At 57.6% G+C, this 20,578-nt stretch carries 18 protein-coding genes; all 18 read right to left on the bottom strand.

From position 1 onward, the window contains the following. The 18 genes from gatA to secB all read right to left on the bottom strand — a co-directional run bounded on the left by gatA (position 1) and on the right by secB (position 20,555). Positions 1 to 1,467, bottom strand: a complete 1,467-nt coding sequence (gatA, locus tag AB4090_RS04540; RefSeq protein ID WP_369572676.1) for an Asp-tRNA(Asn)/Glu-tRNA(Gln) amidotransferase subunit GatA — start codon at positions 1,465 to 1,467, stop codon at positions 1 to 3. Positions 1,468 to 1,476: 9 nt separating this feature from the next. Beyond that, the gene (gatC, locus tag AB4090_RS04535) at positions 1,477 to 1,761 is read right to left on the bottom strand and encodes an Asp-tRNA(Asn)/Glu-tRNA(Gln) amidotransferase subunit GatC (protein WP_369572675.1); all 285 of its coding nucleotides are present in this window, start codon (positions 1,759 to 1,761) and stop codon (positions 1,477 to 1,479) included. An 11-nt stretch (positions 1,762 to 1,772) separates the two neighbouring features. After that, positions 1,773 to 2,549 (bottom strand): VacJ family lipoprotein, encoded by a 777-nt coding sequence (locus tag AB4090_RS04530; protein WP_369572674.1) that lies wholly within the window; start codon positions 2,547 to 2,549, stop codon positions 1,773 to 1,775. Then, entirely contained in the window at positions 2,546 to 3,208 is a 663-nt protein-coding gene (locus AB4090_RS04525; protein ID WP_369572673.1) for an ABC transporter substrate-binding protein, read from the bottom strand. The genes AB4090_RS04530 and AB4090_RS04525 overlap by 4 nt, the downstream gene beginning before the upstream one ends. Before the next feature lie 29 nt (positions 3,209 to 3,237). Further along, a complete protein-coding gene (hpnH, locus tag AB4090_RS04520; protein WP_369572672.1) occupies positions 3,238 to 4,341 on the bottom strand; it encodes an adenosyl-hopene transferase HpnH in 1,104 nt (367 codons plus the stop codon). A gap of 111 nt (positions 4,342 to 4,452) precedes the next feature. Then, positions 4,453 to 5,295, bottom strand: coding sequence for a ferritin-like domain-containing protein (locus AB4090_RS04515; protein WP_369572671.1), 843 nt, complete (start codon positions 5,293 to 5,295; stop codon positions 4,453 to 4,455). Between the two features lie 117 nt (positions 5,296 to 5,412). Further along, positions 5,413 to 8,109 (bottom strand): MMPL family transporter, encoded by a 2,697-nt coding sequence (locus tag AB4090_RS04510; protein WP_369572670.1) that lies wholly within the window; start codon positions 8,107 to 8,109, stop codon positions 5,413 to 5,415. Beyond that, positions 8,090 to 8,959, bottom strand: coding sequence for a hopanoid biosynthesis-associated protein HpnK (gene hpnK / locus AB4090_RS04505; protein WP_369572669.1), 870 nt, complete (start codon positions 8,957 to 8,959; stop codon positions 8,090 to 8,092). Before hpnK ends, AB4090_RS04510 begins: the two co-directional genes overlap by 20 nt. Before the next feature lie 2 nt (positions 8,960 to 8,961). Beyond that, positions 8,962 to 10,389, bottom strand: a complete 1,428-nt coding sequence (gene hpnJ / locus AB4090_RS04500; RefSeq protein ID WP_369572668.1) for a hopanoid biosynthesis associated radical SAM protein HpnJ — start codon at positions 10,387 to 10,389, stop codon at positions 8,962 to 8,964. Next, complete coding sequence (hpnI, locus tag AB4090_RS04495; protein ID WP_369572667.1) at positions 10,386 to 11,519, bottom strand: bacteriohopanetetrol glucosamine biosynthesis glycosyltransferase HpnI; 1,134 nt, start codon at positions 11,517 to 11,519, stop codon at positions 10,386 to 10,388. The genes hpnJ and hpnI overlap by 4 nt, the downstream gene beginning before the upstream one ends. Positions 11,520 to 11,523: 4 nt before the next feature. Further along, on the bottom strand, positions 11,524 to 12,516 hold the full coding sequence (gene hpnA / locus AB4090_RS04490; protein ID WP_369572666.1) for a hopanoid-associated sugar epimerase: 993 nt from the start codon (positions 12,514 to 12,516) through the stop codon (positions 11,524 to 11,526). Then, positions 12,504 to 13,232 (bottom strand): 5'-methylthioadenosine nucleosidase, encoded by a 729-nt coding sequence (locus tag AB4090_RS04485; RefSeq protein ID WP_369572665.1) that lies wholly within the window; start codon positions 13,230 to 13,232, stop codon positions 12,504 to 12,506. The genes hpnA and AB4090_RS04485 overlap by 13 nt, the downstream gene beginning before the upstream one ends. Further along, entirely contained in the window at positions 13,190 to 15,112 is a 1,923-nt protein-coding gene (shc, locus tag AB4090_RS04480) for a squalene--hopene cyclase (RefSeq protein ID WP_369572664.1), read from the bottom strand. The genes AB4090_RS04485 and shc overlap by 43 nt, the downstream gene beginning before the upstream one ends. Further along, entirely contained in the window at positions 15,106 to 16,170 is a 1,065-nt protein-coding gene (locus AB4090_RS04475; RefSeq protein ID WP_369572663.1) for a squalene/phytoene synthase family protein, read from the bottom strand. Before AB4090_RS04475 ends, shc begins: the two co-directional genes overlap by 7 nt. A gap of 80 nt (positions 16,171 to 16,250) precedes the next feature. Continuing rightward, a complete protein-coding gene (locus AB4090_RS04470) occupies positions 16,251 to 17,657 on the bottom strand; it encodes a sigma-54-dependent transcriptional regulator (protein ID WP_369572662.1) in 1,407 nt (468 codons plus the stop codon). Beyond that, on the bottom strand, positions 17,650 to 19,104 hold the full coding sequence (locus AB4090_RS04465) for a sensor histidine kinase (RefSeq protein WP_369572661.1): 1,455 nt from the start codon (positions 19,102 to 19,104) through the stop codon (positions 17,650 to 17,652). The genes AB4090_RS04470 and AB4090_RS04465 overlap by 8 nt, the downstream gene beginning before the upstream one ends. A gap of 8 nt (positions 19,105 to 19,112) precedes the next feature. Then, positions 19,113 to 20,099 (bottom strand): NAD(P)H-dependent glycerol-3-phosphate dehydrogenase, encoded by a 987-nt coding sequence (locus tag AB4090_RS04460; RefSeq protein ID WP_369572660.1) that lies wholly within the window; start codon positions 20,097 to 20,099, stop codon positions 19,113 to 19,115. Positions 20,100 to 20,105: 6 nt separating this feature from the next. Continuing rightward, on the bottom strand, positions 20,106 to 20,555 hold the full coding sequence (gene secB / locus AB4090_RS04455; RefSeq protein ID WP_369572659.1) for a protein-export chaperone SecB: 450 nt from the start codon (positions 20,553 to 20,555) through the stop codon (positions 20,106 to 20,108). Positions 20,556 to 20,578 lie beyond the last annotated feature (23 nt).

Below are 20,578 nucleotides of genomic sequence, written 5' to 3'. Positions count from 1 at the left end.
TCATTGCCCCTCCCCGCTTGGCGAACGTCGATGCCAATCGCTATCCCGCTGATAGGCATCACCGAGGCCCAGAATCAGCTCATCAGCAAAGTAATCCCCCATGATCTGCAAGCCGATGGGTAGGCCGTCTTTGCTGAAACCACAAGGCAGACTCAGCGCGGGGATACCCGCCAGATTGACAGCAATGGTGTAGATATCGGCCAGATACATCGCTACCGGGTCTGCACTTTTGGCACCCAAAGCGAAGGCTGTGGAAGGGGTGGCTGGTCCCATAATCACATCTACCTCGGCAAAGGCGCGGCGAAAGTCCTCACGGATCAGGGCGCGGACCTGCTGTGCCTTGCGGTAGTAGGCATCGTAGTAGCCGGCCGAAAGGACATAACTACCGATCAGAATACGGCGCCGTACTTCAGGGCCGAAGCCTTCGTAGCGTGACTGCAGATAGAGATCCTGCAAATCTGCACTCACAGCACTGCGATGGCTGTAGCGCACCCCGTCAAAGCGGGACAGGTTGCTGGAGGCCTCTGCCGGTGCCAAAACATAATAGGTGCTGACGGCATGGGCATTGTTGGGCAAACGCACGGGACGAATCTCGGCACCCTGGCTAGCATACCACTGGATGGCATCTTGCACCGCTTGCGCCACTTCCGGGTCGAGTCCATCACCAAAAAACTCCTCGGGCACGCCAATACGCAAGCCCTGCAGATTACGCCCAAGTGCCGCCGAGAAGCGCCCTGCCCCCTGCGGATGACTGGTAGAATCGAGGGCGTCGTGGCCGGCCATGGCATCCATAAGCAGCGCACAATCGGCAGCCGAGCGCGCCATCGGACCGCCTTGATCGAGACTAGAAGCGAAGGCAATCATACCGTACCGCGATACCCGACCGTAGGTGGGCTTGAGACCGGTGACTCCGCAGAAGGCCGCCGGCTGGCGAATAGAGCCGCCGGTATCGGTACCCGTGGCGGCGGGCAGCAAACGCGCTGCCAACGCCGCCGCCGAGCCACCCGAAGACCCGCCCGGGACACGCGCACGATCCCACGGATTACGCACCGGGCCAAAAAAGCTGGTTTCATTGGATGAGCCCATGGCGAACTCATCCATGTTGAGTTTGCCCAAGCTAACCATGCCGGCTCCCTGCAGACGCTGTACTACAGTTGCGTCGTAGGGAGAGATGAAATCCGCCAGCATCTTCGAACCACAAGTTGTACGCTGACCACGGGTACAAAAGATATCTTTGTGCGCCAGAGGAATCCCCAGCAAGGGATTGGCGTCTCCCTGGGCACGTCGTTGATCTGCGGCGTTTGCCTGCGCCAATGCCAGCTCTTCGCTGACGCTGATAAATGCATTGATAGCGTCCTGCGACTTGCGGATGCGTTGTAACAGTGCATCGCTAAGCTCTACCGCGGAAAAATCTTTCTTGCGTAGCCCGGCAGCGAGCTCCGTTACGCCCATCTGGTGGAGTTCCATAACCATACCTTATTCGATGACTTTGGGAACCAAAAACAGCCCATCCTGCGCATGTGGCGCCGAGGCCATCAATTCCTCTCTGGACAAGCACTCTTGCCGCAACAGATCCGGGCGCAACGGCTGCTGCAGGTCCAGAGGGTGCGCCATCGGCTCAATCCCCTCGGTCGGCACCGCCTGCATCTCTGCTACCAGCGCAAAGATTCGCTCCAACTGATCCGCCACCTGTGGCAGTTCTGCTTCTGGCAAGGCAATACGACTCAGATGCGCGATACGTTTGACGATTTCTGTGTCCAAACTTTCTCCCTTCACGGTGCAGCAGCAGCAGACCCGGTCGCAGCCGTTGGCGGCGGCAAATCCAAGCCCTGTAACAACTGCTCCTTGTTGACCTTACCGCCATCAATCAGAAATTGCTCATGTTGCTCCCAGGCGTTGCGCGCAAACACATAGGGATTCACGGCATCCTCGACCATTCTTGCCTGCGGCGCATCCACATGGCCGGTATTGATAACGCTCATCCCCGTCCACGCCCACTGCGCGTTGCTCGCGGGGAAATAATACGGGGGCGAGACAAAAATCGCCAGGGCCATCCCTGGCAGATTGCGCAGAGAGCTTGGACCATAAAAAGGCAGCACCAAATACGGTCCCTGCGGCACTCCCCAAACCCCCAGCGTCACACCAAAGCTATTGTCTTGCTTGGGTAGATCGAGTTTGTTAGCAACATCAAAAATGCCACCCAAACCAAAGATGGAATTGACGAGGAAGCGGCTCAACCCTTCCATACCCGGCTGTACTCGACCCTGAAGAAAATCATTAAGGAAGATATAGGGCATATCCGCATTGGCAAAAACGTTGCTCACGCCCGTACGGAAAAATTTTGGCGTGACGGCTTCGTAGCCCTGGTTGACCGGGCTCAACACATTACGAAACAACCACAAATTAGCATGGAAGATCGGCTTATTCACTGGCTCAAAGGGATCGCCCTGCCCGGAAGATCCGCTCGCAGGACCCTGCATGGTTGCGCAGCCGCTCAAACAAAATAGGCCGACTAGGCCCAGAACGATAGAGGGGCGGCGCAATTTCACGATTTTCCGCCGGAAGCGTAACCCTGAATTTCGTGCTGCAGATGAGCGATCAATGCCGGGAACCCCTTGCTCTTGATGGTTTCCGTATACTCCGAGCGCTTCAGAGAAAGATCACTCACGCCATCGGCAACCACGTTAATGATTTTCCAATCCTTTCCGTCTGCCTGTTCGAGCAGGTAATCAAAGCGATGCACCCGGCCATTCTTCATGGTGAAGGTGGTGAACACGCCCATGGTGCCCGGACGCAACTGCTGGACCCCAGTAACGGCAAATTGCTCACTGTTGTAGTCGTCAAAACGGCCGGCGTAGGTTGCTGTAGTGTACTCGCCCAACACCTTGACGAATTGCTGTTGCTGCGCGGCGTTTAATTTACCCCACTCGGAACCCAAGGAAATCTCGGCAATGCGCTGAAAGTAAAAAGTTTTGTCGATCACTGGGGCAATGATCTTGTACCGCCCCGGATACCCAGCTGCTTTACCGGCTTTCATGGTAGCCAAGAGGGTTTGATCCAAGCTCTCGATAGTCGCCTTGGGGCTAGTAACCGCTGCTGTCTGGATTGCCGCAGTGGTATCTGCCCAAGCAGCAGGAGCGCTCGCGGCAAGCAATCCTAGCGACAACACAGGCAAGACAGGCAAGACAAGTCGCAAGTTACGAAACATGAACAGCTCCTCGATACAACAGGTGATAATCAGCGCTCTACCCGCAATGGGAACACTGGCCGTTCCGCGCCTGGCCCCGAAGAACTAGCCGGCATGTCGGGCGCCATAGGACCCCGTGTTTTCGGGCCAAATAGTGACACCTTCAGGGCTTTGAGTGGATGCGCAAAGGTATCGTTCACCGCAGTCGGCTCAAAACCCGAGTGCACTTGGCACTGGTCGCACTTACTATTGTTGCCCACCCCATAACGTTCCCAAGGGGTCTCATCCATCAGTGCGCGAAAACTCGGCGCATAACCCTCGCTCACCAACAGATAACAGGGTTTCTGCCAGCCAAAGATGTTGCGTGTCGGATTGCCCCAAGGCGTACATTGATAGGTCTGATTACCCGCCAAGAAGTCGAGAAACAGGCTCGACTGATTGAATTTCCACTTGGCCTTGCGCTCCTTGCCAATGCGGAAGATATCGCGAAACAGTTGGCGCGAGGCTTGGCGCTTGATAAAAACCTCTTGTTGTGGGGCACGCTCATAATTGAAGCCGGGAGAGATCGTTACTCCTTCCACGCCCAAGGCCTTACAGTCATCCAGGAAACTCGCGACCTCTTCTGCACCCTCGCCCTGGAACAAGGTACAGTTGACGGTAACACGGAAGCCCTTTTCCACCGCCTCGCGAATGGCCAGAGCCGCACGCTTATAAGTGCCAGGCTGACAAACCGAGTCATCATGACGGTGTTCGTTACCATCCAGATGCACGGAAAAGGTCAGATATGGCGAAGGCTGATAATCATCCATACGCTTTTTCAACAGCAATGCGTTAGTGCAGAGATACACAAAGCGCTTGCGCTCGATGAGACCCGCAACGATCTCTGGCATGTCCTTGTGGATCAGTGGCTCGCCGCCCGCAATGGAGACAATCGGCGCGCCGCATTCCTCAGCCGCCCCGATACACTCTTCCGTAGACAGACGCTTATCCAGCACTTCGTCGGGATAATCGATCTTACCACAGCCAGCACAGGCCAAGTTACAACGGAATAGTGGCTCAAGCATAAGCACCAAGGGGTAGCGACGGTTGCCGCGCAATTTTTGGCCGATGATGTAGCGACCTACCCGATAGCTCTGAATTAGTGGCACTGCCATTGTCGGTGTTCTCCTTTCCCTGGAATTATTGGCCCAGGCAATTGTGTTCGATAGCATTAGTATAACATACCATAGCGTATGTTACCCAAACCTGAAGAAAATCTAAGGCGTTTACGCCGTCTTCCTGCGGGAGAGGAAGAAAAACAGAAAATTGGCGATGCGGGGGGCCAGTTTCGGGCGCAGCAGGCGCACGTCGTAGGGCGCGAAGCGGCGTTCATTTTCGCTGCGGCATAGCGCCAGGAGCTTGGTCAAGCTCATATCTTGGCTCACCTGCTCATGGCCAGTCATGGTGAAGTTCTCTTCCTGAGCGCCGCCCATGCCCCGCGCCGTCTGGATGCGCGCCCAGGCTTGCAGGGCAATCACCTGCATACGCTGAAACTCCAACCAAGGGCGTTTCCACCAAGGAAGCTGGCGCCGGTACCAGGCCAACCAATTGATGAAGAAAATGATGTGGCGCGCTTCTTCTTGCATGATGGGGTCAAAGATATCCACCAAGGCTGGCGGAAAAAAGCCCGAATCTTTGGCCGCCGCGAAGAGGCCAAAGGCGAAATAGGAATCGAGACATTCACCATAGCCGGTGAAGAGAAATTCCCAATGGGGGTCACGAATGGGCGGCGGAGCCGGCAGCGGCGGAATGGCAATTCCATAGTGGTCTACCAGGGCTTGCAGTAACTCCGCGTGACGTCGCTCCTCAAAGCCATCCAGAGCCACTGCCGCTTTGACCAGAGGATCCGTTTCGGTATCCGCCATGTGCTGCACCATGCGCGCTGTCACACTCTCCGTCGCCACCGCTTCGCCCCAGAATGGCAGAGATTTCAACCGCTGCTCTGCGGCTGGGTCCAAGTCCGGCCAGTCAATGTGCTTTGGATCGAACTGAACGTGCGTGTCATGAAAAAACTGGCAGAACAGTTCACGATGACCTTGCGCGCCCATCTCTTCCAATACCACGCTCATACAGCATCCTCCTGAGACCATCGTTTTCTGGATAAAACCCGGCGTAGATCTTGCCCTGCCAGCACGCGGCGGGACGGTAGCCGGGGTAAAATTAAGGCCGAATCATCACATCCAGGCTCAACTACCTTCATCCTGGACAATTCCTTCCTCGCGTGGAGAAGCAGTAAACAGTAACAAAAGAGCCGGTAAGACAATAAGAATACAGAGCAAAACGATCGCCAATGCAATGCTCAGGGCATCGCCGAGACTGGCCATGCCGGGATCTACGGACAACGCCATACTACCGAAGGCGCTTAGGGTAGTCAGGCCGCTGAAGAAAACCGCCATCGGCGTCGAGGTCTGTAGCAGATGCGCGGCATCGACACCACTGCGCCAGCGTAAAACAATGTAGATGCCGAATGCCACACCCAGACCAATCAGCAGCGGCAGAACGATGATGTTACCAAGGTTGAAACTCACTCCCAGTAGCGACATCGCGGCCACGGTAAACAAAGCTGCGAGCAGTAATGGCAATACAATCAATAACATATCTCGATAGCGACGCAGAGATAGCAATAGCAGTAGAGCGATACCAGCGATGGCAATGTAGGTTGCTTCCTGGAAAGCGCCCAATACTGCCTCTCCTCCCTGCACCAACATCACCGGCGCCCCAACCGCACGGGGTTCCGCCTGCAGCACCGTGGACACGAAGTGCAACATCTTCTGATTGTTGGTCAGGTCGGCCTTGGGAAAGACTTCAACGCGCGCCTGACCATCGCTGGCAAGATAACGACTGCGCAGATCCTTGGGTAAATTGTCGAGGGTCACGCGCGAGGCTAGCAACGCCTCGCCGAGTTGTTGTAACTCTCCGGGCAAAGTACCGAGCAAGGAATCCTGCAGAGACGCCAAGGCCTTGGGATTGTGCGCGTCTGTGGACAAAAAACGCCCCAGTGCATCCGCTAGGCGTCCGGCTGCGACCCCTTGCGCGCCCTTATTCTGATTGGCGAGAACATGCAATTTCTCCTGCAGCTTCGCCATTTTTTCCACGGTATCCGGCGCCGGTGGCGTGAGACCTGCCGGCATGAGCAGGGAAAACGGTGGCACGAGGATCTGTAGGTTATTGAGAATGGCGAGTTTTGGATCCTGATCTTGTGGGATGTAGTCCGCAACGGTCAAGGCACGTGCCACGGTTGGCACTTTCTCGACGCGCTTCGCGATCGCTTGCGCATCCCCCAGATTTTTTGCCAGGACCTCAATACGGTAGGGCGCGGTGTCTGGATTGGCGAGTAAGGACTCAAAGACCTTCACCCCCTCCGCGTGTTGATCGATCATGTGCAACGGATTAAAGTCAAAACGTACCTGCAACGCTGCGGGTACCGCTGCAACTGCAAGTCCAGCGACAACTATGAGCACAATCCAGGCATAGCGATGAATGGGGTATCGCGCCAGCGTAGGCACTTGCTGAAAATGTGGAAAATCGACGTGGCGGCGCGCCTTGGCAGACAATGGCCAAAGGGTCAGGAAGGCCGGCAGCAAGGTAATGGTGAGCAGCAGCCCAATCAACATGCTGGCGCCAGAGATCAGGCCCAGGTCGACGATCCCCGCATAGCTGGTGGGTACAAAGGCAAAAAAGCTGATCGCCGCCGCCACTGCCGCAAGCGACAACGCCGCCCCCAAGCCCCGCGACACTTGGCGCATGGCCTCTTCGTGACTCGCGCCATTGAAGAGTTCCTCGCGAAAACGCAGGCTAAACTGAATACCGAAATCGACACCCAAGCCAATGAACAAGATGGCAAAGGAAACCGAAATCAGATTAAACGGCCCAATCACCAACAATGCCCAAGCCGTGGTCAGAATAATGCCGAAGATAAGATTGGCGAGTACGCCGATGACCAGCCGAGTACTACGCAACGCAATGATTAGCAGCAGAATTTCTAAACCAAAAGTGATCGCGAGAGAAGTAAATGCCCCCTCGCTCACGGTCTTAAGTTGCTCCGCATCCAGCACTGCCTGGCCGGTAATACCCACGCTGACACCGTGCGCAGCGTTGATACCCAAGGTATCCAAGCCCTTGCGCAAGAACTGGATGGAGGCCTCCGCTGGCTGCAGGCTGCCGTAATTTAGGGTAGGTTCAATGATTACAAAACGCTGCTTAGGACCAAGATGCGCCAGACTCCCGCCCATCAGATTCGCCCAGGAGATCTGTTCGGGGTGCCCGACGAGCTGCGCATCGATGCTCTTGGTAAAGGCATCATACACGGGTACGAGCCCCTGTACGTCGACACCACCCTTAACGCTCTGTTCCGCAGCTTCGCGCAAAAGGTCACTCATTCCCGCCAAACTGGGATTGGCAGAAAGGCTGGCAATGAGCGGCTGAGCATTGGTAATTCGCTGCGCAAACGCATGCACCTGCTGTACTGGCAGATAGAGCAATCCATTCTGCTCAAAGAATTTTCCGCCACCCGGAACATAGACACTACGAAAATATTTAGGGTTGGCCTCTACCCAAGCCTGTAGGCGTTTGACGGCATTCCCCGTCGAACTCGCGTTTTTACCCTGCAGGACAACGACAATACTATCCCGATCTTGGGGGAATACCTTCTTGTAGGCGATTTCCCGCTGCTGAAAGGGCAAATCATGGGACAACACATCGCTGGTGTTGGTGTTCATCGCGAAGTGGGTAACGATAAACGCCAACCCCGCCACCAACAGCAACAAGAAAAAAGCGAAGGTGGCTTTGGCATGGCGCACGCAAAACGCCATGAGCCGGCAAATGGCACGCATGTAATGCGTACCAAGACGCGCAAGAAAACGCTCAGCTGCGGGCGAAATCATCGTAATTTCCCGTATGGATGCCCTGGGCGCGCAAATATGCCGTGAGTTCTGGATCACAGAGCGCCTGCAACTCTGCGACTGGACGATAGCCCGGCATTAGTTGACGCAGATGCGCAGTCTGCTCTTGTGCTGGATGAAAATACAATTCCGTAACCTGCCCCACAGGCGCGGTGGCCAAGGCGCGCCGCACGCGTTCGGCATCCATCTGTCCGGTGGATTGCAGACCCAAGAGCAGATCATTACAGAACAGGCCTTGAGAACGAATCACCCGGCGCATACGCCCCACCCAAGGCAAAAGCAGATGGGCTCCCAACGCTGCGGCACCAGATACTGGCGCCAACTGCCGCGCCAATCCCACAGGCTCGCGGGGGATGCGCACAGCGCGCAACGCAAAGCGCTGGCCAATTTCAATAAGTAAATTCAGCACCGTCGGATGCGCATGTAGATGTTTGTGGGCGTTTACGTGGTCAAGGCGCAGCCCAGTATCAGCGAAGGCCGCGTACTGTGCAGAAATCTCTGCAGCAAGCTGGCGTCGCACTCTAGAGATAAAAAAATAACGAAAGCCACGCCGCCAGAGATCGCTAGAAAATCTGCCATTTTCATCGAGCAAATCAGGAACTTGTGAAGCAGGCAATACCGGATAACCATCCACCAGGGTCAAATGCAAACCAACTCCAAGATTGGGCATGCTACGCGCCAAACGGATTGCCTCGGCCGCCGCCGCGGCCGAAACCATCAGACTCGCACTGTTGAGAACTCCCTGCCGATGCGCCGAAGCGACTGCGGCATTGACCGCAGCATCCAAACCAAAGTCATCTGCATTGAAAATAACGCGACGGTCGCCCGCCACACTCAACCGTGGCGCTGACGCAGGAAGCGTACGAACTCTACCCCCTCACGTAGGCGGCGCTTCATCATCTGCGAACTACGCAACATCTCGCCGGTAATTTCGGCGATCTTGCCGGCACGGAAGTAGAATTTCTTGTACATAACCTCGACAGAATCGAAGATTTCCGTGTGATTGAGGTGCGGATAACTCATGGGGCTGATCTGCACGCCACGATCGTTGACCAGGTGCGCCTCGTCCTCTTCCGTGAGCCAGCCCTGCTCTTTTGCCTGATTGTAGAGATAGGTGCCCGGGTAAGGTGCCGCAAGAGAGACCTGGATGGTATGCGGATTGATCTCCTTGGCAAACTGGATGGTCTGCTGGATGGTTTCTTTGGTTTCGCCCGGCAAACCGAGGATGAAAGTGCCATGGATCACGATACCCAGCTTGTGGCAATCGGCTGTAAATTTCCGCGCTGCCTCGACTTTCAGTCCCTTCTTGATGTTGTTGAGAATCTGCTGATTACCGGACTCATAGCCTACCAACAGCAAGCGCAAGCCGTTTTCGTGCAGCACCTTGAGAGTTTCGTAGGGGACATTGGCCTTGGCGTTGCAGGACCAGGTAACTCCCAACTTGCCCAAGCCACGGGCGATCTCCTCGGCGCGGGGACGGTCGTCGGTGAAGGTGTCGTCGTCAAAGAAGATTTCCTGCACCTGAGGGAAGGCCTTCTGGATATATTTCACCTCTTCGATGACACTGGCAGCGCTGCGGGTGCGGTAACGGTGCCCGCCCACGGTCTGCGGCCAAAGACAGAAGGTACACTGCGAGCGACAACCACGCCCGGTGTAGAAGGAAATATACGGATGCTTTAAGTAGCCAATGAAGTAGTCTTCAATATGCAGGTCGCGCTTGTAGACCTCCGAAACAAACGGCAAGGCATCCATATCTTCAATCATCGCACGGTCGGGGGTACGCACCAGCAGGCCATTAGCATCGCGGTAATTGATGCCATCCACCTCGGCAAACGGGCGCCCCTCGGCGATCTCCTTCAGGGTATAGTCAAATTCCTCGCGCGCCACAAAGTCGATAGCCGGCGATGCCTGCAAGGACTCCTCGGGCTCCACCGCCACCTTGGCACCCACCAAGCCAATCACCATCTTCGGATAATGCGCCTTGAGCATCTCTGCCATGCGAATGTCGGAGGGGAAGGAGGGCGTGCTGGTGTGCATGATGCAAAGTTCGTAGCCGGCGGCAACGCGCAGGGTCTCTTCCACCGTGATGTCGCCAGGTGGTGCATCAAGCAGGCGACTGCCGGGAATCATTGCAGCGGGCTGGGCCAACCAAGTAGGGAACCAGAAAGAGCGAATTTCACGCTTGGCCTGATAGCGAGAGCCGGCACCGCCATCAAAACCTTCGAAGGAGGGTGCCTGCAGGAACAAGGTTTTCATCGTCATCGTTCTACTCCGTCGTGCATTTGTCCATGGGCGTCAATGGAAAATTTGCGGCCACGCCAGCGCACCTTGCCAGAAATTTGCGCGTGCGCCCAGATCCACAGCCCCAGGATGTCTGCTATCCACACCGCTTTCGCAGGCAACGGTGATCGCAGCCTACGCACAATCCGCCAATGGTACACGAGGCGCAAGCACAGGACCAGCACCACCCCCAGCCAAGTCCACCCCTCCCAAAACAACGCAGCAAGCAAGGACAGGGGCAAAGGGTAGGTCAAAAACGAAAAGGCATGTCCCCAGGGCTGTACGGCCCGTGTGGTACGCGCCCAACGGGAGGCGTGCGCGTAGAAACTGATAAAGCTCTCTTCCGCCACCAGAGTCTCCACGACATAGTCGCTAAGCACGCTACGATATCCCAAGCCACGCACAGCAGCGCCCAAGGCATAATCATCCGCCAGCGCATTGCGGAGGGCAGCGAATCCGCCCAGCGCCTCAAGCTGCTCCTGACGCAGGGCGATACTGGCACCGCCGCAGTAGATGTTAGGACCGAGCGCAGAGGCAAGGCGCACTGATGGTAAAAAATGTTCTTGAATTTGTACGGCCAAAACTTGCGACCAAAAACTCGAAACGGGTCGCGCGCGATACAGACAACTCACGATTCCTACCTGCGGCTGGTTGAGCTCTCCGACCAGACACGCCAAATAATCGGGCCCCACGCGAATATCCGCATCCGCTAACAACAAAACCGGATATTGCGCTTGTGCCAGCATACCTGCCAGATTGTTGACCTTGGGATTACTGCCAAGAGAACAGTCATGCTGCAGGATATGCAGATTGGTCTGGGCGGGCAATTGCGCGAGCAGAGGCAGAACGGGATCGGCGGGGTCTTGCACACCACAAATCATCTCGTAACGGGGATAGTTCTGCGCCAAAAAACTCTGCAGATTTTTATCCAGCTCCGCCTCAACACCGTGCAGGGGTTTCAGGATACTGACGCCGGGACCGTCTGCCAGTAAGCCGGGACAAGAATCCTCGGGCAACTGCGGCCGCCATGCCTCCACCCGCCACCAGGCGAGGGCCCAATAGATACAGGAAAGTCCGGCCAGTGTGGCAAAAAAATAGGCGGCAATCAGCACGGGCTCAATAGTACTGGTTTGCAGAAAACCAGGCGACGGCGTCGCGCAGGGCTTCCTCGGCGGGGCGATGAGTGTACCCCAGTTGCTGCTCCGCCTTGCGCGAATCGAAATACATACGATGCGCCGCCATACGCAGCTCATCCATGCTGACCAGCGGAATACCCTTACCGCGCCAACGCACCCAAGCCTCGGATCCCCAGGCAATGGGGTAGAGCAGACGCCGGGGCAGTCGCAGGCGCGGCGAGGGCCGCCCCGTCAGACCACTGATACGGGTGAGGATAGCCTGCAGCGATAGATTATCCCCACCGAGAATATAGCGTTCTCCGGCTTTACCGTACTGCAGGGCAAGCCAGTGCCCCATCGCTACATCGTCCACATGCACAACGTTGAGGCCGGTATCGACGTAGGCGGGCATGCGTCCTGCCGCTGCTTCAAGCACCATGCGCCCCGTCGGGGTTGGCTTACGGTCCTCTGGTCCGATAGGGGTTGAGGGGTTGACGATAACAATGGGCGCCCCCTCCTCGTGGCACAAGGCATGCACCCGCGCCTCGGCGAGAAACTTGCTGCGTTTGTAATGGCCGATCACGTCTTCCAGAGTCGACAGTGTCTCTTCATCACTGGGCTGCCCGTCGGCGCGAAACCCTAACACCGCCACACTGCTGGTATAGACGATGCGCTCAACCCCGGCGGCAATGGCGGCACGCATCAACGCCTCGGTCCCGTCGACATTAGCGCGATACATGGACTCTGGATCGGGCACCCAGAGCCGATAATCCGCGGCTACATGAAAGACCCAGCGGCAGCCAGCCACCGCCTGCTGCAGACTGCCTGCGTCACAAAGATCGCCCTCAATGCGCTCAACATCGGGGAGCTCTTTCCATGCGCTGTCGTCCGCGCCTGGGCGCGCGAGGACTCGCACGGGCACGCCCTCTAGCACCAAGCGCCGCAGGACGGCGCTACCCACAAAACCTGAGGCGCCAGTAATCAGTGCTCGCATGGAGACCCCCCCCTTTCTAATTCGCTACGCAAATGGCGCAAAGTCGCTTCTGCCTTTTGCATCTGGCGCCCCAGTTTGATCAGCTGCGGCAGATCCTGCGGGCGGGCCAAGAGCTGCCACAAAAATGCAGGCAAGCGCGGCCTACCCAGGGCATCGACACCGTAGCGTACAGCGTCTGGCAGTCCGCTATCTGCACTGTCGACAATCACGCGCAAGGCAAAAAATGGACGTCCCTGCGCCACCGCCAGGGCGGCAAGCGCCCCACTTTCCATATCTACCGCCAGCGCTGCTTGCGCATGCAGAGCCTTTGTTTGCGGATCGACCAGTACTCGGTCCACCGACAACAAATTCCCTCGCCGCGCCTGCGGATAACGGGCAGAAAATCCGCTAGCCCAAGCAACGTCGACGGGATAAGCGCCTTCCTGCCATAAAATTTGCTCGGGGATGCAAAGATCGCCGGCCTGCAAGTCGGCATGCAGGGCACCTGCGGTGCCGACGCTCAGCAGCACATCCGCCCCCGCTGCCAGCAACATCCTGCCGGCCTGGATCGCGGCCTCCGATCCCATCCCAGACAGAACGGCGAGGTGGCCAGCCCCATAATCCTGCACTACCCCAGTACGCGCGGCATGCAGCCCGAGCGCTTTGGCCTCGACCGCCAAGGCAACAACCAGACCTAGGCGCTGGGGTGCAGGTTCTGATATCGGCTGAGGGCCCATAACGGGAAATAGAGTTTGTAACCGTGATAGGTGATGTAAAAGACGCGCGGAAAACCCGGAGCATTAAACCAGGGATCATGCCACTCGCCGTCTTCGCCCTGATGTTCTTGCAGCCATTGGATGCCGCGCCGCAGGGCGTCACTGTCGCGGTCACCGGCGGCCATCAACGCTAGGCAAGCCCAAGCCGTATGCGCTGCAGTCGACGATTGCCCCTGCCCCGCCAGACCGGGGTCAAGGTAGGAGTCGTTGCTTTCCCCCCAGCCGCCATCTGCCTGCTGCACACTACTGAGCCATGCCGTGGCACGATCCATGGCTGGCTGCAGAGCCGTGTCGCACAGTTCGGCAAAACTGATCAGCACCGACCAGGTACCGTAGATGTAATTGCTCCCCCAGCGCCCAAACCAGGAACCGTTTTTTTCTTGCTGATTGAGCAGATAGCGCACGAGGCGCTGGATAGCCGGGCGATCCTGCGGACGATTCAGTGCAGCCAGAAAGGTCAGCACCCGGGCACTGACGTCTGCCGTAGGCGGATCTAGCAATGCCTTGTGATCGGCAAACGGGATTTCATTGAGATAATAGTGGGTATTGTCGACATCGTAGGCGCCAAAGCCACCATCACGCGACTGCATGCCCACCAGCCAGTCCGCAGCTCGCTCCAGCGCCTGGCGATCCTCGGAGCGACCGGCCAAATGTAGGGTCCAGGCCACTGCCGCGGTATCATCCAAGTCTGGATAGTAGGAATTTTCATACTGAAAGGCCCAGCCACCACCTGGCAGATCCGGGCGGCTCTCCTGCCAGTCTCCGGGGGCATCGGTAATCTGCCGTTCCAGCAGCCAGCGCATAGCTGCCAGGGCATCGTTTTCCGGTTCCGGCGTGATTTCGAGCAAGGCGCGCAACGCCCAGCAGGTATCCCAAATCGGTGAAACACAGGGTTGGCAGTACGCTTCTTCGCCTCTCTCAATGAGCAAATTTTGCAATGCCTGACGCGTTTGCTGGCGATAGGGATGGTCGTCGGCATAGCCGAGCAGCGCCAGGGCTTCGTGGGCGTTGACCATGGCGGGGAAAATCCCGTTCACTCCATGCACCCCATTCAAACGTGCAATAAACCACGCCTCCGCACGACGGATGGCAAGGCGGCGCAAGGCGCCGGGTAGGAATGGTTCCAGCGCTCGCCCCAAGCGATCCATGGCGAGAAAAACACGGGCAACAATACCCTTGCGCGCACAAGCGAAATAATCATGAATTTCGAATGGCGGCTGGCAAAAGAGCTCCGCGATGCCAATGCCAGAAGGGTTTTTCGCCTGCGCCTTGAGACTGCAGAGGATGAACAAGGGCACCATGACCGTACGCGACCAAGATGCCACCTTGTTGATATGCATAGGGAACCAGCGCGGCAAGAGGAGCATTTCCACCGGGATAAACGGAACTGCGCGCCATGGTACTTGGCGAAAAAGCGCCAGGGTAATGCGCGTGAAGACATTGGCGCGCTCGGCGCCACCATGCGCCAAGATAGCCGCCCGCGCACGGCGCATATGTCCGGCCGCGGGGGAATCGCCGGCAAGCTTCAAGGCGTAGTAGACCTTTACCGAGGCACTCATGTCGAATTGACCGCCGTGGTACAAGGCCCAACCACCATGCTCAGCTTGGTGCCGACGTAAATACACGGCAATTTTGCTCTGTAGCAGGACGTCAATATCGTCCATATAGTGCATCAGCAAAATATACTCAGCGGGGATCGTGCAATCTGCCTCAAATTCAAAGCACCAGTGTCCGTCTTCCGCCTGCCGCTGCCGCAACGCGGCCAGAGCGGCCGCGATCGTCTCCTGCAATGGCGTGTACACGCTGCTGGCAACGCCATACCGTGTCGTCGGCATCAGCATGACCGCTCCTTGGGCAATGGTTTGATAGCGACACGGAATGCGAGGTCGAGCAAGGGATCAAAACGGTGCAACAGGCGAGAAAGCATGACGATGTTGCGGACACTGTCGCGACTGATTTTGACCTCGTCGCCACTACGAAATCCAGGATTCTCGGCAATACGCCGTAGCGTAAGGACGGCCATAGCAATGGCCCAGAGACAGAAATCCCGCATCCCCGTCTGCTCTGCCGGGATTTGCAGCGTAAAGGTCAGGGCGTTACGCAGGTGTTGCGCTGCCAACGCCAACATTTCTGCGAGCAAAGCAGCAAAACCGGGGTGGTCCATAGCGGGATGCAATTGTTCTGGTGTAAGCCCATGGGCACGGATGCGGTCCTGTGGCAACCACAGCACGCCGCGCTCCCAATCCGTCCACAGATCTTTCAGGATATTGGTCATCTGCAGACCTTGTCCAAACGACACGGCCAAGGCGGGGAGATCGACAGTGCCAGCAAGCATGCGCGGCTCCTCCTCCACAAACAGCGTGGTGAGCATTTCCCCGACGACGCCAGCCACCACATAACAGTAGTGGTCCATATCCGCCTGGTCACGGAGTCCAGCACGTGAGGCGCGACGCTGAAAGTCCGCCATCCCCGCGCCCATGATCTCGACACACCGAGTCAGGGCATTTTGCTGCACAGCATTAAAGGAATGGGTCAACGACACCACCGCCGCGCTATGGGCAATAAGATCGTGTTCGCCCTCGGGCATTTCCGCCGCCATCACCGCGCCAAAGCCGCTGGCAAACTCTGCAGCGGGCCTTTCCTTGCGCAGTACCGCGAGGAAGACCCGTTGCCAATGCGCCTTGGCCTCCCAACTGAGCAGCGGATCGTCTTCGATGGTATCAGCGATGCGGCAGAGCAAATAGCCATTGCCGACCGCTTCCTGCAAGCCTGTAGGCAGGCGCGGAATGGTCAAGGCAAAGGTACGCGAGACGCGCTGCAGGCTCGCCGTTTGATAGCACAGGGCGGCGTCCCGATCGATGATTCCTGGGGCCTGCTCCGGGGCAATATTATCGGTCATTCTACGTCCATGCCGAAGGAATTAAGGCGGGACTGTAAACGCCAGCAGCCGTGTGCGCAAGTTCCGAAACGCGGCAAGGCTCAGATTTCCTCGTTGGCTAGGCCATATTTGCGGATACGATAGCGCAATGTTTCCCGTGTAGTGCCCAGGATGCGTGCCGCTTGGGTGACATTGTGATCGGTGGACTGCAACACCCGAGCCAGGATTTCTCGCTCCATCGTATCCAGGTCCATGCTACCGTCAATGGGCAAGATAACCTGTTGCCGATCGTCCAGGGGACAAGTACCAGATGCTGGGCAGGAAGCCATGCTGGTCATGCCCGGCAATTGTAGCCACTCCAGGGGCAAATCCTCTCCTTCCGAAAAAAGTACACCGCGTTCGACTACGTTGCGCAGCTCCCGTACGTTTCCTGGCCAATCGTAGTCTTCCAGCGCCGACCACACCGCCGGACTGATGTGACGCACCCGCTTACCCGCATGGGCATTGAACTCCGCCACAAAATGCGGCACCAATTCATGTAGGTCTTCCTTGCGCTCGCGCAGCACGGGCAGAGCCAGGCGCACGACACTGAGACGATGGTAGAGATCGGCGCGGAAACGCCCGCCTGCGACCAGCGCATCGAGGTCTCGATTACTGGCGGCGAGAAAACGCACATCAACCTGAATACTGCGATCCGCCCCCAAGCGTCGCAGGCTACGATCCTCGATCACCTTGAGCAGCTTGGCCTGTAGATCAAGGTCCATCTCGGAAATTTCATCAAGAAAGAGACTACCCCCATTCGCTTGCTCCACCAGGCCGCGATGGCGCGACGTGGCACCGGTGAATGCCCCGGCCTCATAGCCAAAGAGTTCGGACTCAAGGAGTTCGCGGGGCAAGGCGGCACAATTGATTTCCACCATCGGCCCTTCGCGTCGCAATCCGCTGTAATGCAGGATGCGCGCTGCGAGGCCCTTGCCGGTGCCGGTTTCCCCAGAGATGATCAGGCCACTGTAAGGGACCTGGGCCAAGCGCTGCAAAATCTCACGCACCCGTTGTGCCGCCGAACTGGTGCCCAAAAAGGCCGAAGCACTGTAGCGCCGGCCGTGTTGGCTGGTATCGTCCGCAACCCGTCGTTGCGCTCGCGCCGCCCGCCCGGCAGAGCGCACCACCATTGCCAGGCGCTCCATCTCACAGGGTTTTTCAAGAAAATCATAGGCACCCAGGCGTAATGCGCGTACCGAATCCGGCACACTGCCGTAGGCGGTCAGAAAAATCCACTCGCCCTGCAGACCCCGCTCACGCGAGCGTTCGAGCAAATCGAGGCTGTTGCCATCAGGCAGATTGAGGTCGGCCAGGGTGACCATGGGATTGAGGTCATCGGCAAGGAGCTGTTCGGCATCCGCCAGACGCTCGGCCCAGAATACCTGCCATCCCTCCTTCTCAAAGTAACGACGCATCTCCCGCCCGAGGAAGATCTCGTCTTCGATGATCAACAGGGGATCAGCCACGCGAGGACTCCTCTATTTGGGCAGGACACGGAATACTCAGGGTAACCTCAGCGCCACCCTGTGGTCGATTGGCAAGTTGCACGCCACCACCCAGGCTGCGCACAAAGCGGCGCACCATTGCCAAGCCTAGGCCGGTGCCTTGTTCGCGGGCGCTGGCAAATGGGCGAATGCCATCGCGCAACAGGGTGGCCGGAAAACCTGGACCACTATCGGCCACCACTAGACGTATACGACCGTCCTTGCCGCGCCACAGTTCCACCAAGATATCTCCCGCTTGTTCATCGAGCGCCTGTCGCGCGTTGAGCACCAAATTGAGCAATGCCTGACGAAATTGATCTACAGGTAGCATGCACGAGCCCAAATCGGCGGCAACGTTGAGGTGCAAGAGGATTTCTGGAGGCAGTTGATACCGGATCAGATTCAACAACGCCTCCGCGACCTCGCCGGGGCGCACCCATTGCCCGGTCTCCCGCGCCTGTCGCGCGCCGCGCAACTGCTGGTCGAGCAGGCGACTTACGCGCCGCAGTTCTTCCTCCATTAACGCCAGTCGGGCATCCAGCTCGGTATCGTCGATTTCGCGGCGGATATTGGCACAGCCGACCTGCAGTCCGGCGAGGGGATTGCGCAGTTCATGCGCAAAGGCGGCGGCGGCCTCACCTACAGCAGCCATGCGCTCGGAACGGGTCATGGCTGCCTGCTGCGCCATCAGAGTACTCGCTGCCTCGTGCACTTCCTGTTGCAAATCCTGCAAATATTGTCGCCGTTGCCGCTCCAATTCCTCCAGTCGCCCTACCATCTGATTGTAATAGCGCAGCAAGGGGACGATTCCCGGGTCGGCATGCCCTTCACCTACCCGTTGAAAGGCACCCAACTCGAGGGAATACATCGCCTCTTGCAACCGGCGTAAAGGACTCAGAATACGGGTGCGAAAAAAGATCAGAGTGACAATGACGAAAATCATGAAGGCAACCAGCGCAATCACTGAGCCGATGAGGGTGTAGCGGGAATCATGCCCAGCAGCGAGTACCAGACCGCGCCCATGCAGGTGGGCGGCAAGGTTCCAGGCACTGAGATCGGCAAAGACCTGCGGCAGGTCTGCTGGATTGCCCTGCGCGGCAAGTGCTCGCAGCTCTTGGAGCTGCTCTCCGCCCCCTTCTGCAGCAAAGGTTACGGGCAGCTGCTGCAGATTCACGGCCAATACCTGCATTGCTGCGCTTGCGCCGTGCTGGCGCCATGCGAGGCTGCAATTGTGATTGATTTGCGCGATGCGAATCATATTCGCGGTATAGGTTTTCAGCTTCGCCAGGTCCTGATTGGTATGCACCAGCAGAACACCCAGCAGTAACAAAGCAAATACGACGAATTGCACCAAGAGAATGCCAATGGTACGAAAGGGCGCGAAGGGGATGCGCCGCGACAGATCGGTACCACCGGGTAGGCGCAACATAGCCAAACTTAGTTGGCCTCCGTCTGCACGCGCTGCATCAGGGCGCGGGACGCTTCCTCCGCAGAACGACCTTCATACAAGACACGGTATACTTCGCGCACGATAGGCATCTCAATGTGCCGTGCTTGGGCGAGATGATACAGGGCAAAACTGCTGCGCCATCCCTCTACTTCTTCACCGAGTTCTTGCAGCACCTGGGCTGGCGGCTTGCCAGCACCGATGCCAAGACCCAGGCGCCGATTGCGTGAGAGATCACTACTCGCGGTGAGAATCAGATCGCCAGCACCAGCAAGCCCAAAAAAGGTGTCGGCCTGACCGCCCAAGGCCACGCCCAACCGAAGGAGCTCCGCCAAACCACGGGTAATCAAGGCGGCGCGGGCGCTATCGCCATGACCCAACCCATCAGAGATACCGGCGGCGATAGCCAATACGTTCTTGATGGCGCCGGCCAAACAGACGCCAGCGACATCAGAACTGGGATAGATACGCAACTGCTCAGAACGCCATGCCGGGACCTGTGTATCCAGATAGTGTGCGGAGTGGCTAGCCAAAGTCATTGCCAGGGGCCTGCCATAGGCAAGGTCGCTGGCAAAACTAGGACCAGATAGCACTCCCCAAGGCCACTGCGGAATTTCCTCGGCAACGACTTCATCAAGACGTGCTTGACTGTCGCGCTCCAGACCTTTGCTCGCCAAAGTAATGGGAACGCTGTGCGGGAGCGATTGCCGTAGAAGTCGCAGGGAGTCCCGCACCCCGTGGCTGGGAATGGCAATTACCAACTCTTGGCTGCCGCGCAGGGCTTCTTCCCAATCGCAGGTCAAGGTCAGCGTCGGTGGCCACAGCACCTGGGGGAAAAATGGCAGAATAGATTCTGCACTGCGCGCCAAATCTGGGAGTGATCGTCCCCACAAGCGCACCTTGTCACCGCGGCGCGCCAAGGTAACGGCGAGGGCCGTGCCCCAATGGCCGGCCCCAAGCACCGTTCGTACTACCATCTCTTCTTACTGAGTGGTGTGCTGGGTTTGCTCAAGTTGCGCCTGCTGATAGAGCGCCTCGAAGTTCACCGGATGCAGATGCAGGGGCTGGAAACCGCCGCGCCCGACCAAGTCTGCCACTGCCTCGCGCGCATAGGGGAAGAGAATGGTAGGACAATGCACTGCCAGAAGCACCGGCTGATGCTCCGCGGGAATATTCTGCAAGCGGAAAAGCCCGCCTTGCTGAACTTCTACGGCAAAATACGTACTGTCGGAACTCTTGGCATTGACCGTCACCGTCAATACCACCTCAATCAAATCAGGTGACCCTGGTACTTCATGGGTTTCCGTGTTCAAGCCGACGTCCACGGAAGGGGCCTCGGCCAGCGTAAAGCTTTGCGGTGCATTGGGTGATTCGAAGGAGAGATCTTTGATGTAAATCCGCTCGATCATGAAAATCGGTTCTTGCTCTGCCATATCTACCATGCGTATTGCCCTTT

Origin of the sequence: Acidithiobacillus sp. IBUN Pt1247-S3, assembly GCF_041146875.1 — a bacterium.
Lineage (GTDB): Bacteria > Pseudomonadota > Gammaproteobacteria > Acidithiobacillales > Acidithiobacillaceae > Igneacidithiobacillus.
This window is presented reverse-complemented; position numbering and strand designations above follow the sequence as displayed.

Excerpts from the sequence above, each read along its gene's own strand:
- gatA (WP_369572676.1), bottom strand. The coding sequence starts at position 1,467 with ATGGAACTCCACCAGATGGGCGTAACGGAGCTCGCTGCCGGGCTACGC.
- AB4090_RS04525 (WP_369572673.1), bottom strand. The coding sequence starts at position 3,208 with ATGTTTCGTAACTTGCGACTTGTCTTGCCTGTCTTGCCTGTGTTGTCG.
- hpnH (WP_369572672.1), bottom strand. The coding sequence starts at position 4,341 with ATGGCAGTGCCACTAATTCAGAGCTATCGGGTAGGTCGCTACATCATC.
- AB4090_RS04515 (WP_369572671.1), bottom strand. The coding sequence starts at position 5,295 with ATGAGCGTGGTATTGGAAGAGATGGGCGCGCAAGGTCATCGTGAACTG.
- AB4090_RS04510 (WP_369572670.1), bottom strand. The coding sequence starts at position 8,109 with ATGATTTCGCCCGCAGCTGAGCGTTTTCTTGCGCGTCTTGGTACGCAT.
- hpnJ (WP_369572668.1), bottom strand. The coding sequence starts at position 10,389 with ATGACGATGAAAACCTTGTTCCTGCAGGCACCCTCCTTCGAAGGTTTT.
- hpnA (WP_369572666.1), bottom strand. The coding sequence starts at position 12,516 with ATGCGAGCACTGATTACTGGCGCCTCAGGTTTTGTGGGTAGCGCCGTC.
- AB4090_RS04485 (WP_369572665.1), bottom strand. The coding sequence starts at position 13,232 with ATGGGCCCTCAGCCGATATCAGAACCTGCACCCCAGCGCCTAGGTCTG.
- shc (WP_369572664.1), bottom strand. The coding sequence starts at position 15,112 with ATGCTGATGCCGACGACACGGTATGGCGTTGCCAGCAGCGTGTACACG.
- AB4090_RS04475 (WP_369572663.1), bottom strand. The coding sequence starts at position 16,170 with ATGACCGATAATATTGCCCCGGAGCAGGCCCCAGGAATCATCGATCGG.
- AB4090_RS04465 (WP_369572661.1), bottom strand. The coding sequence starts at position 19,104 with ATGTTGCGCCTACCCGGTGGTACCGATCTGTCGCGGCGCATCCCCTTC.
- AB4090_RS04460 (WP_369572660.1), bottom strand. The coding sequence starts at position 20,099 with ATGGTAGTACGAACGGTGCTTGGGGCCGGCCATTGGGGCACGGCCCTC.
- secB (WP_369572659.1), bottom strand. The coding sequence starts at position 20,555 with ATGGCAGAGCAAGAACCGATTTTCATGATCGAGCGGATTTACATCAAA.